The organism is Pimelobacter simplex (genome assembly GCF_900114845.1).
Classification (GTDB): Bacteria; Actinomycetota; Actinomycetes; order Propionibacteriales; family Nocardioidaceae; genus Nocardioides; species Nocardioides simplex.
This window is the reverse complement of record NZ_FOUK01000001.1, coordinates 171,623-182,672: the sequence shown is the minus strand read 5'-3', so window position 1 is coordinate 182,672 and position 11,050 is coordinate 171,623. Positions and strand designations below refer to the sequence as shown.

Genomic DNA, 11,050 nt, shown 5'->3' with positions numbered 1-11,050 from the left:
GCGCGTCAGCGCGCGTCGCGGACGACGGTGAACGGCATGGGCAGCTGCGCGGCGGACCGGGCCGCCGTCATCCGGGTGAGCCACCGCTCCTGGACGGCCTGGTGCAGCGGGTGCGTCAGGTAGGCGCGCAGGCCGTCCTCGTCCCGCACGGCCGCGGCGACGACGAAGTCCGCGGTGCTCGGCGTGATGCCGAGGTTCGGTCCGCAGGCGTACTGCTCGATCGAGTCGAGCTGGTCGGCCATGGCGTGCAGGTCGGCGGTGAGGCCGGTGACGTCGTCCGCGGTGACGTCGCCGGTCCAGGTGAAGAGCGCGAGGTGCAGGATCATGCCGCCGCCCTCCGCGTCCGCGACCGCCGCGCGAGCATCGGCAGCACCGCCGCGACGATCACGAAGATGCCCTGCACCCAGTACTGCCAGGCGATGCTCCACGACAGGAAGGCGAGCGCGTTGGTGATCACCTGCAGCAGCAGGGCCGCCGCGGCCACGCTGATCGCGGAGCCGGAGCCGCCGAAGATGCTGACGCCGGCGATCACGATCACCGTGACCGAGGCCAGGGTGAGCGACTGACCGCTGTTGGCGTCGCCGATGCCCGTCTGCGCGAAGAGCGCGATGCCGGCCCCCGCGCCGAGGGCACCCGAGAGCGCCATCGCGATCACCCGGGTGCGCGCGACGGGGACGCCCATCCGGTTCGCCTTCACCGGGTCCGCGCCGACGGCACGCAGCCCGCGGCCGAGCGCGGTGCGTTGGAGGACGTGCGCCACGGCCGCGGTGACGATGAGGCCGAGCACGAGCAGCATCGGCACGGAGGCCACGGTCGCGCCCAGGAGGTTGAGCGCATCGAGGCCGGCCGCACCGCCCGGCTGGGGCCGCATCACCTGCGCGAGGCCGAGGACCGCGACCGACGACACCAGGGTCGCGATCACCGCCGGCACCTCGAGCCGCGTGACGAGCAGCCCGTTGACGACGCCGACGGCGGCGCCGGCGGCGAGCGCCAGGACGATGCCGAGGCCCAGGGAGCCTGCGCTCCCGGCGAAGAAGGACACCACGACGCCGGAGAGCGCCACGACCGATCCGACGCTGAGGTCGATGCCGCCGGTGATGACGACGACCAGCTGGGCCAGGCCCACCAGGATCAGGACGGACGACGCCAGCAGCAGCTGGCTGATGTTGAGCGGTTCGAGGAACGACGAGTCCCGGCCCGCCGTCGCGAGGACGACGACCACGGTCAGCGCCAGCAGCGCCGCGGGCTGGAGGGCCGCACCGCGCCACCGGCGGCGGGGCGCCACCGGCTGCGGCGTGTCGGCCTCCGGAACGCCCGCCGGAGCTGCGTGATCGGCGTGATCGGCGTGATCGGCGAGCAGGGCACCGCCGACGATGGCGCGCTCGGTGATCTCGGTGCCGTGCAGGTCGGCGGCGATGGCCCCCCGCGACAGGACGAGGACCCGGTCGCACAGACCTTCGAGCTCGACGGCGTCAGTCGACAGCACGACCACCGCGACGCCGGCCTCGGCCAGTGCCCGGAGGCACGCGTAGATCTCCACGCGCGCGCCGGCATCGACGCCCTGGGTCGGGTCCTCGACCAGCAGCACCCGGGGGTCGCCCAGCCGGGCACGGGCGAGCAGCACCTTCTGCTGGCTGCCGCCGGACAGGGAGACGACCGCGCTCTCGAGCGTGGCGGTCTTGACCGCGAACTCGTCGATGGCGCTTCGGGTGAGCTCGTACTCGCGAGCCCGGCGGGTCCACCCTCCGGGCATCGCGTCGCCGAGCGCGGAGGCGACCACGTTCTCGCGGATCGAGAGGTTGCCGAACATCGCGGTGCCGAGCCGGTCGCCCGGGAGCAGCACGATCCCGGCGGCCGCGGCCGAGCGGTGGCTGCGGATCGAGACCGCCTCACCCGCCACCCGGACCTCGCCGTGCGCGCCGCCCGCGCCGCCGAGGGCGTGGAGCAGCTCGCGCTGCCCGTTGCCCTCGACGCCCGCCAGGCCGATGACCTGGCCGCGGCCCACCTCGAACGAGACGTCGCGGAAGGCGGCACCGGAGAGCCCCTCGACCGTGAGCACCGGAGGTCCGGCCTCGGCGGGCTTCTCGGGGAAGGTCGTCTCGAGAGAGCGACCGACGATCATGGTCACGATCTCGTCCGCGGTGAAGTCCGCGACCTCGCCGCGACCGACCACGCGGCCGTCGCGCAGGACCGTCAGGTCCTGCGCGATCGCCATCACCTCGGGGATCCGGTGGGTGATGTAGGCGATGGCCGTGCCGCGGTCCTGGAGCTCGGCAATCTTGCCGAAGAGCCACGAGGTCTCCTCCGCGCCGAGCGCCTCGGTCGGCTCGTCCAGCACCAGCACCTCGGGCTCGCACGCGAGCGCCGCGGCGATCTCGATGAGGTGCGCCTCCCGCTGGCTGAGGTCGCCGACGACCGCCTGCGGGTCGATCGCGAGGCCGAGGGTCGCGAAGTGCTCGGTCAGCCAGCCGATCGCGCGGCCACGGGCCGGCTTCCGGTCGGCCGGCAGCAGGGTGAGCACGGCGTCCACGACGGTGAGCGTCGGCGCGAGCGCCGGCGTCTGGTAGACGATCGCCAGCCCCTGGGCCCGGGCCTGGCCGGGCTGGAGCGAGCGGTGCGCCTGGCCGCCGAGCCCGATGGTCCCCTCGTCGGGAGTCACCGAGCCCGCCGCGACGCCGACGAGGGTCGACTTGCCCGCGCCGTTCTCGCCGAGGATGGCGTGGACCCGCCCCGGGAGCAGCTCGAGGCTGACGCCGTCGAGGGCCCGGACGCCCGGGTAGCTCTTGCCGATCCCGTCGAGGCGCAGCACCGCGGACCGCTCGGTCGGCGTGGGGGTGGTGGCCGTGGTCACCAGGCTCACCCGAAGAGCTTCGCGAACTCGTCCGCCGTCAGGAGCGACGACGGCGAGGCGTCGGACGGCGCTCCGGAGAGGCAGGCGTCGGCCGGGGCCACGCTGCCGTCAGCGGCGCCGGTGGAGTCCTCGAAGAGGGAGAGCTGGTAGATCGACGGCTCGGCGTCGTCGCGGCCGGCACCGGAGGCGAGGGCCTTGCGCAGCGCCACGCGGCCGACCCAGGTGCGGCTCGACACCGTGGCGAGCTCGTACGCCGGGTTCTTCGCCTTGAGGCTCGCGTAGCCGCAGCTCAGCGCGTTGTCGTCGGTGCTGGCCACCAGGGGCAGCTTCTTGCCGGCGCTCTCGTAGGCCCGGATCACGCCGCCCGCGGCGGTTCCGTAGTCCACGATCACCGCGTCGATGTCGTCGTAGCGGGAGAGCAGGCCGGACATCGCCTGCTGCGCGACGGCCGGGTCCCAGTTGGTGACGACGGGCTCGTCGTTGAGCAGCTTGACCTTCGGGTTGGCCGCGAGGACCTCCTTGATGCCGGTCAGCTCCTGCGCGGTGACGCTGGCGCCCGCCGGCCCGCCGAGGAAGACGACGTTGCCGCCGTCGTCGCCGAGGTTGTCGACCACCCACTGCGCCCAGACCTTGCCGCTGTTGGCCGGCTGCCAGTCGGTGTAGTCGAGGTAGTCCGCGCCGGGGCTGCCCGTCGGGTCGGACGCGAACGCGACGACGGTGGAGCCGGACGTCGTGGCCCGCCGCAGCGCCGGGAGGTGGGCCTCGCCCGGGCCGGCGTCCGGGATGACCAGGATGATGTCGGTCTTCTTGGCGGCCATGCTGACGATCGCCTGGTTGGTCGCCTGGACGTCGCCGCGGCCGGCGGCGTAGTCGACCGAGGTGATCGCGTCGCACTTCGCGGCCTCGCTCTCGATCTCCGCCTTCACGGTCTTCGACCACGAGTTGGTGCCGAAGCCGTCGACGATGCCGACGCTCACGTCCTTGCCGCCGCAGACGTCGGCGATGTCGGCGAACTCGTCCGTGCTGCCGACCTTGCCGACGGAGATGTCGGCGTCGCTCGTGGAGGAGTCCTTCGACGCGGTGTCGTTGACCGACGAGCACGCGCTGAGACCCAGGACGGTGACCGCCGAGGCGGCCAGGAAGGCACGCGAGACGCGACGGTGAGAGGTGGTGAGGTTCATCAGGCTTCCTTTGGCTGGAGCTCGGACACCGCGTCCGGGCAGGGCTGATCGCGGCGACCGCCGAACGGTGCCGTTGCTGGGGAGAGGGCAGGGACGAGGACGTCAGCGGGTGACGCCGTGACTCAGGTCGAGGCGGGTCTGCTGCGACCGGGCCGGAACAGGCCGAGGAGCCGTGCGGGCGAGCGTCCCAGGCGGAGCTGGAGGACGATGCCGATGCCGATGATCAGCGCGGTGACGACGTTCTGGACGGCGGTCAGCGACGTGAAGGTCTGCACCAGCTGGGTGAGCTGGGCGAGGAACACCGCGCCGAGCGCCGTCCCCACGAGGCTTCCGCGACCGCCGGTCAGGGCCGTGCCGCCGAGGACGACCGCGGCGATCGACGGCAGGAGGTAGCTGTCGCCGGCGGTGAGGGTGGGCGAGCGGAGCAGCCCGGCGAGCAGCACGCCCGCGGTGCCGGCCAGCAGCGCCGAGAACCAGTACGCGGCGACGCCGTACCCGAGGGTGAGGACGCCCAGGACGTCGGCCGCCCGGCGGCTCTCGCCCACCAGCTCGAACCGACGGCCGGTGCGGGTCAGCTTCAGCAGGACCTGGGCCGCGACGACCACCGCCCCGGCGATCCACACCAGGACCGGGATCCCGAGGAAGCGGCCCAGCGCGAAGTCGCTCAGCCGGGGGTCGGCCTGCGCCCCGAAGCCGCCCGAGACGACCTGGACCACGCCGATGAGCAGCGCGTTGGTGGCGATGGTGACGACGAGCGGCGGCAGCCGGAAGGCGGTCACCACCACGCCGCTGAGCAGGCCGAAGAGCGAGGTCCCGAGGATGGCGACCAGGACGGCGGTCGGCAGGCCCCAGGACTGGTCGCCGCCGTACTTGGCGACGATGAGCGCACCGAGGGTGACGGCACCGGGCACCGAGAGGTCGAGCCCGCCCTGCTGGATGACCAGGGTCTGGCCGACCGCCACGAGCGTGGTGATCGCCGCGAACGGCAGCATCGAGTAGAGGGCGGTGCTGCTGACGCTGCCGGACGCGACCAGGGGACTGATCGCCAGCAGGGCGGCCACCGCGAGGAGGGCCCGGGTGGCCGGCCAGGCCAGGACCTGACCGGTGCGCGGGACGTTGTCGGGGACCCGGCGCCGCGCCGGCGCGGCCGGCACGACGGCGGGCGGGACGGTGGTCATCCGAGCTCCGGGTGCCAGCCACCACCGAGGGCGGCCTCGGGGTAGGCCTCGACGACGTGGTCGCGGGTGCGCTCGGCGAGCGCCCGCACCGCGGCGACGTCGACGCCGACGAGACGGCCGTCCTCCTTGACCCGGCGCCCGTCGACCCAGACGTCCTGGACCAGCCCGGGGTGGGCGTTGTAGACGACCGCGCCGATCGGGTTGTTCATCGGCAGCATCGCCAGCGAGTCGCCGCGGAGGGCGACGATGTCGGCCGCCTTGCCGACCTCGATCGAGCCGGTGCGCTCGCCCAGGCCGGCCGCCACGGCGCCGTCCCGGGTGGCGAACATCAGCACCTCGCTGCAGGTCAGGCCGATCCGCTCGATGACCTCGCCGGTCTCGACCGCGGGGGCGTTGTCGAGGGCGCGCTGCACGCCGATCGCCGAGCGCATCGTCCCGAACATGTCGCCGCCGTTGCTGCTGCAGACGTCGATCGAGAAGCTCGGCCGCACGCCCGCCCGGATCAGCCGGCCGGTGGCCGGGAAGCCGTGGCCCATCTGCATCTCGACGTCGGGCGCGACGGAGGCCTTGCCGCCGGAGTCGGCGATCATGCGGAGCTCGTCGTCGCCGAGCGTGCAGCAGTGGACGTAGGTGGTGCGCTCCGAGAGCAGCCCGTCGCGCTCGAGGGCGCGCACCGGGCCCGACTTGCCCCAGTAGCCGTCACCGACGTGCACCGTGACGTCGAGGTCGAGCTCCTTGGCGAGCGCGAAGTCGTGCAGGTTGACCTCGGGCGTCGTGAACTGGGGGCCGCGCAGGGCCAGCGCCATCGTCACGAGGCCGGCGTCGGAGCTGAAGTGCTCGTCGCGGACCCGGCGGGCGTCGTCCGGGTGCGGGACGGCGGACGGCAGCGGGGCACCCCACTGCTGGGCGCCGCCGCCGTGGGCGAAGACCGCCCGCAGGCCGGCGTCGCGCAGGGCCTGGATCGCCGCGTCGGCGTGCTCCGGGGTGAACAGGTTGTGGGACCAGTCGACCAGGGTGGTGATGCCGGCGTCGAGCGCCTCCAGCGCACCGAGGTAGTTGCCCGCGTAGGTGTCCTCGGCGCGGTAGTGCCGGCTCAGCCCGGTGTGCAGCCCGGCCAGGTACTCCGTCAGCGACCAGTCCGAGGCGATGTTGCGGACCACCGACTGCCAGGTGTGCCGGTGCGTGTCGACGAACCCCGGGAGCACCACGCGGCCGGTCAGGTCGACCACCTCCGCGTCCCCGGCGGTGAGGTCGCGGCCGATGGCCGCGATCCGTCCGTCCTCGACCAGGACGTCGGTCCCGGTCAGCACCTCACCCGCTGCCCGCGAAGTGATCACGTCGCCCCCACGGAGGAGTGTGCGCACGGTCGTCATCCTCGAACCAGCCCTTCAGTCGTCGTGGCCTGCATCACGCCGGAACTGTATGTCCAGTCACACTGAACGTCAAGTGAGGATTACGCAATGTTTATTCTGAGTGAACTCTCCTGCGCTGCCTCAGGCGCGAGACGTGGACAGGAGTTCAGTGAACGGCGCTGAACACCTACACTGAACACGTCGCGCCACCGGGCCCGGCCACGCCTGAGCACCAGGGAGACGATCTCGGATGACCGCCGCGCACGGGGACCCCGACCTCCCCTCGGCCGACCAGCTGGGGAGCCGCGTCCGGGCCGCGCGCACCGCGCGCGGGATGTCGCTGCGCGACCTGGCCCGCCGGGTCGGCGTCTCGCCGAGCTTCGTCTCCCAGCTCGAGAACAACAAGGTCAACGCCAGCGTCGGCACGCTCTACAAGCTCGTCAACGCGCTCGAGGTCTCCCTCGACGAGCTGATGAGCCCCACCCCCGACGCCACCGCCGAGCCCGAGCCGGGGCGCGTCGAGCGGGCACCGCGGCCCAGCGTGCACGACCTCGACGCCCTCCCCCCGATGGCCTGGGACCCCGAGGAGCCGGTCTGGCCCCGGGTGCAGCGCAACGTCCAGCGCGGCGCCTCCCGCGCCCAGATCCGCTTCCCCGGCGTCACCTGGGAGCGGCTCACCCGCGAGGCCGACCCCTTCGTCGACTTCCTCCACGTCACCTACGACCCGGGCAGCGCGAGCTGCCCGGAGGACGACATGATGCGCCACGGCGGGCGCGAGTACGGGTTCGTGCTCGAGGGCCGCCTCGACGTCCAGGTAGGCTTCGACACCCACACCCTCGAGCCCGGCGACTCCATCACCTTCGACGCGATGACGCCGCACCGCCTCTCGAACCCCCACGACGGCGTGTGCCGCGCCATCTGGTTCGTCGTCGCGCGCCGCAACGACGACCGCTCGGCCGCGCTCGACGACCCGTCGCCGCACGTCACCCACCTGCCGGCGCTGCAGGACTGACCGGCGCTCCCGCGTCGCGGGAGCGCCGGACCTCAGGTGCGCGGGTCTACCACCAGATCATGGGGGTGTCGTCGAGCAGCTCGACGCCGCGCTCGGTCACCAGCCCGGTCCGCTCGAAGGTCGCCATGCCGACCCCGGCGTGGCGCAGGAAGATCTCCACGGTGACGGCCATCCCGACGTCGTAGGTGTCCACCAGTCCCGCGTACGAGCCGTGGGCGGGGATGGCCGGGGGCAGGTAGAAGTCCTTGCCGACGCCGTGCCCGTACAGCTCCCAGTAGTCGCCCTCGGCCTCGTTGCCGGCGGCCGCCATCAGCTCGTCGCCCAGCAGGCCGACGTCGGCGCTGCTGACGCCGGGGCGGATGGCGTCGAGGAGGCGCTCGACCACGTCGTTGCCGGCCTCGAGCAGGGTCCGCTGGGCGGCGGTGGGCTTGTTGCCCACGACAGCCGTGCGGCCGGGGTCGAGCCAGTAGCCGCCGTAGATCGGGCCGTAGACCCACCCCCGCACCAGGTCGCCCGTCGCCGGCGTCTCGTCCGAGTAGCCGTACATCGAGGAGCTCCAGAAGACCCGCTCGGAGCGGGCTCCGTGGGCCACGCCGATCCGCTGGAAGCCGCCACCACCGCGGACGATCGCGGCCGCCGCGGCGGCCGAGGCCTCACGCTCGGACTGCCCGGACATCAGGCCGCTCATGAGTGCGGTGAGCGCACTGCTGGCGACGCGCCCGGCCTCGCGCATGACGTCGTGCTCGGCCGGCGACTTGATCCGGTGCGCGCGGTAGATGAGGTGGTCGTCGTGCTCGAAGGTGATGCCCGGCGCCGCTGCCGCGAGCTCGCGACCGAACAGGATCGGCAGGAAGTCGTCGGCGTTGTGGAGCACCGTGCCCTCGACCCCGAGGCCGGCCAGCTGGGCGCCCACCCCGGCGGGGAGGTTGTCGTGGGAGTGGATCGCGAGCGGCGCGATCTCGGTCTCGTCGACGAGCTCGACCGGCTCGGCGATGTGCAGGGTCGGCTCCTGGCGGTCGTGGAAGACCAGCGCCGCGAAGCCCCGGCCGATGCCGGGCCAGGTCGCGACCGACGGCTCCTGCCCCGAGGCGAGCGAGGCGTAGTTGCACAGCCAGTGCAGGTCGCCGGCGCGGTCGTACCCGCCGGCGGAGCGTTGCCACACCACCGCGGTGCGGGCGCCCGCCGCCTCGATGCTGTCGTACAGCCGGTTCCAGCGACCGTGGTACTCGTCCTTGTCGAAGAGCATGTGCTTCCTTCTCGTCCTTCTAGTGGGGGAGGTCGGCGTGCCGGTGGGTCGGCACGCCGCCGACGTAGGTCGCCAGCACCGGGCAGGTGAGGAGCTCGCCCGGCGGGAGCTCCAGGGGGTCGGCGGCGAAGACAGTGAGATCGGCCCGGGCTCCCGGGGCCAGGACGCCGAGCTCGGCGGCCAGGCCGTCCGCGGCGGCCGCGTGGGTGGTGTAGCCCTCGAGCGCCATCCGGGCGGTCAGCCGCTGCTCGGGGCCGACCGGCGCGGCGTCCGGAAGCTCGGCAGGACGGCGCTCCTGCGCGTCCGCCATGACTTGGCGCGGGTCGTAGTGCGCGATCGGCCAGTCGGACCCCAGGGCGACGATCGCCCCGAGGTCGCGGAGGTCGCGGGTGCGCCACGCCTGCCGGGCCTGGTGCTCGGGCAGCCGCGCCGACCAGTTGTCGGAGCCGTCGGCGGCGACGTAGCGGGTGCAGTGGGTCGGCTGCATGCAGGCCGCCGCGCCGACCTCGGCGAAGCGCGGCAGCAGGTGGTCCGGCGCGGTCTCGATGTGCTCGATCCGGTGCACCAGCGTGGATCCCGCGCGCCGCAGGTCACCGATGACGTCGAGGGCACAGCCCACCGAGGCGTCGCCGATGGCGTGGGTCGCGGTGGCCACGCCGTGCCGGTCGAAGAAGGCCAGCGCGGCGGCGTACCGCTCCCGGTCGGGCCACAGGCTGACGTCGGACTGCCCCCACCGGTCGGGCCGCGAGAGCCACGCCGTCCCGTGGTCGATGGTGCCGTCGAGGAACAGCTTGACGCCGCGGACCGCCCAGCGTTCACCCGACCGCCGCTGCAGGTCGACGAGCGCGCGCCAGCCGTCGACGTCGAGGTCCGGGCCGCACCAGGGCGACAGCAGCAGCCGGACCGGCAGCCGGCCGCGCGCCTCGGCCGCGGCGAGGACCGCCAGGGCATCGCCCTCCAGGTCCAGTGCGTGCACGGTGGTCAGGCCGGTCGCGGCCATGGCGGCGAGCAGCGCGTGCAGTCGCGCGGCCTCGTCCGCGACGTCGGCCGGCGCGATCACGGCGTCGAGGTGGGCCAGCCCCGCCGGCTCCCGCACGACGCCGGTCAGGCCCTGGGCGTCGCGCCCGACCAGCCCCGGACCCAGGACGTCGGCGAGGCCGGCCGTCCCGGCGAGCTCCAGCGCCCGGGTGCTGGCGACCACGGCGTGGCCGTCGAAGAAGCGCACCAGCGCGGGCCGGTCGCCGACGATCGCGTCGAGCCAGGACCGGTGCGGCCCAGGAGCGGGCCAGGCGTCGGGCTTCAGGCCCCAGGCCTGGATCCACGCACCGGAGGGGGTGGCCGCTGCGGCCGTGGCCAGGGCGGACCGCAGCTCGTCGGGCGACGTCACGCCCGTGAGGTCGGCGCCGGCCGTCATCCGCAGACCCAGGACCGGGTGGCTGTGCGCGTCGACGAGCCCCGGCGTGATCACGCCGGAACCGTGATCGGTGACCGTCGTCCCCGGCCCGATCCACGCGCGCGCCTGCGCCCGGGACCCGACGGCCTCGATCCGGTCGCCGCGGACGGCGACCGCCTCGGCCACGCCGGCGTCGGGCGCCATCGGGTGCACCCGACAGGCGAGGACGACCTGGTCGGCGTACGTCACGAGGCGCCGGACGCCGCGACGACGTCGGCACGCACGGCGAGCTCCTCGAAGGCCAGGCCGATCCGCTCCCGGTCGCCCGTGATCCAGTAGTCCAGGCACAGCCCGAGCAGGCCGCCGTGCAGGAAGGTGGCCTCGGTCAGCGCGGCCTCGGAGGGCACGCCCGCACTGCGGAGCCGCTCGGCGAAGAGGTCGATCCAGCCCACCCAGAACCGCGCCCCCTCGGAGGCTTCGCCGGCCGGGTCGACCGAGCGCCGCTCGAGGACCTGCCACTCGACCGAGATGCCGAGCAGCGTCGCGGCGCGGGGCTCCTCCAGCGTCCACCGCCAGAACGCGCGCAGAGCGGCACCGACGCCCTCGGCGACGTGCTCCTCCGCGACCCCCCGCATCCGGCGCTCGGCCTCGGCGACGACGGCGGCGACGAGCTCGTCGCGGGTGCCGAACTGGTAGACGAGCACCGGCCCGCTGACCCCGCAGAACTCGGCCGCGCTGCGGATCCGGAGATCGCTGAGGCGGTGGTCCTCGAGGTAGTCGATGATCTGCTGCAGCAGCTGGGGGCGCCGGGTCGGGTCCTCGGGTCGGGCCATGGCG

The 11,050-nt window shown here is 73.8% G+C and carries 9 protein-coding genes; 1 reads left to right on the top strand and 8 read right to left on the bottom strand.

The genetic code is table 11. The features are described 5' to 3' along the window. Nucleotides 1–5 precede the first annotated feature (5 nt). The 5 genes from BM223_RS00895 to BM223_RS00875 form a co-directional block, all read right to left on the bottom strand. A complete protein-coding gene (locus tag BM223_RS00895; RefSeq protein WP_052139108.1) occupies nucleotides 6–326 on the bottom strand; it encodes a Dabb family protein in 321 nt (106 codons plus the stop codon). Then, nucleotides 323–2,860: an ATP-binding cassette domain-containing protein gene (locus BM223_RS00890; protein ID WP_052139109.1), complete on the bottom strand. Its 2,538-nt coding sequence runs from the start codon at nucleotides 2,858–2,860 to the stop codon at nucleotides 323–325. Before BM223_RS00890 ends, BM223_RS00895 begins: the two co-directional genes overlap by 4 nt. Further along, nucleotides 2,857–4,032: a substrate-binding domain-containing protein gene (locus BM223_RS00885; RefSeq protein WP_052139110.1), complete on the bottom strand. Its 1,176-nt coding sequence runs from the start codon at nucleotides 4,030–4,032 to the stop codon at nucleotides 2,857–2,859. The genes BM223_RS00890 and BM223_RS00885 overlap by 4 nt, the downstream gene beginning before the upstream one ends. 122 nt (nucleotides 4,033–4,154) lie before the next feature. Further along, nucleotides 4,155–5,210 (bottom strand): ABC transporter permease, encoded by a 1,056-nt coding sequence (locus BM223_RS00880; RefSeq protein ID WP_052139111.1) that lies wholly within the window; start codon nucleotides 5,208–5,210, stop codon nucleotides 4,155–4,157. Beyond that, entirely contained in the window at nucleotides 5,207–6,574 is a 1,368-nt protein-coding gene (locus BM223_RS00875; protein ID WP_158510238.1) for an amidohydrolase family protein, read from the bottom strand. Before BM223_RS00875 ends, BM223_RS00880 begins: the two co-directional genes overlap by 4 nt. A 238-nt stretch (nucleotides 6,575–6,812) precedes the next feature. On the opposite strand from BM223_RS00875, the gene BM223_RS00870 reads away from it, so the two are divergent. Continuing rightward, nucleotides 6,813–7,574 (top strand): helix-turn-helix domain-containing protein, encoded by a 762-nt coding sequence (locus tag BM223_RS00870; RefSeq protein WP_052139112.1) that lies wholly within the window; start codon nucleotides 6,813–6,815, stop codon nucleotides 7,572–7,574. Between the two features lie 46 nt (nucleotides 7,575–7,620). Here the strand turns inward: BM223_RS00870 and BM223_RS00865 are convergent, their stop codons facing one another. Genes BM223_RS00865 through BM223_RS00855 form a run of 3 tightly spaced genes read right to left on the bottom strand, consistent with a single transcriptional unit; the run spans nucleotide 7,621 to nucleotide 11,046 of the window. Continuing rightward, nucleotides 7,621–8,820, bottom strand: coding sequence for a M24 family metallopeptidase (locus tag BM223_RS00865; RefSeq protein ID WP_052139113.1), 1,200 nt, complete (start codon nucleotides 8,818–8,820; stop codon nucleotides 7,621–7,623). Nucleotides 8,821–8,839: 19 nt separating this feature from the next. Next, on the bottom strand, nucleotides 8,840–10,462 hold the full coding sequence (locus BM223_RS00860; protein ID WP_038682344.1) for an amidohydrolase: 1,623 nt from the start codon (nucleotides 10,460–10,462) through the stop codon (nucleotides 8,840–8,842). Further along, nucleotides 10,459–11,046, bottom strand: a complete 588-nt coding sequence (locus BM223_RS00855; RefSeq protein ID WP_052139114.1) for a TetR/AcrR family transcriptional regulator — start codon at nucleotides 11,044–11,046, stop codon at nucleotides 10,459–10,461. The genes BM223_RS00860 and BM223_RS00855 overlap by 4 nt, the downstream gene beginning before the upstream one ends. Nucleotides 11,047–11,050: the final 4 nt, after the last annotated feature.

Excerpts from the sequence above, each read along its gene's own strand:
- BM223_RS00895 (WP_052139108.1), bottom strand. The coding sequence starts at position 326 with ATGATCCTGCACCTCGCGCTCTTCACCTGGACCGGCGACGTCACCGCG.
- BM223_RS00885 (WP_052139110.1), bottom strand. The coding sequence starts at position 4,032 with ATGAACCTCACCACCTCTCACCGTCGCGTCTCGCGTGCCTTCCTGGCC.
- BM223_RS00880 (WP_052139111.1), bottom strand. The coding sequence starts at position 5,210 with ATGACCACCGTCCCGCCCGCCGTCGTGCCGGCCGCGCCGGCGCGGCGC.
- BM223_RS00870 (WP_052139112.1), top strand. The coding sequence starts at position 6,813 with ATGACCGCCGCGCACGGGGACCCCGACCTCCCCTCGGCCGACCAGCTG.
- BM223_RS00865 (WP_052139113.1), bottom strand. The coding sequence starts at position 8,820 with ATGCTCTTCGACAAGGACGAGTACCACGGTCGCTGGAACCGGCTGTAC.
- BM223_RS00855 (WP_052139114.1), bottom strand. The coding sequence starts at position 11,046 with ATGGCCCGACCCGAGGACCCGACCCGGCGCCCCCAGCTGCTGCAGCAG.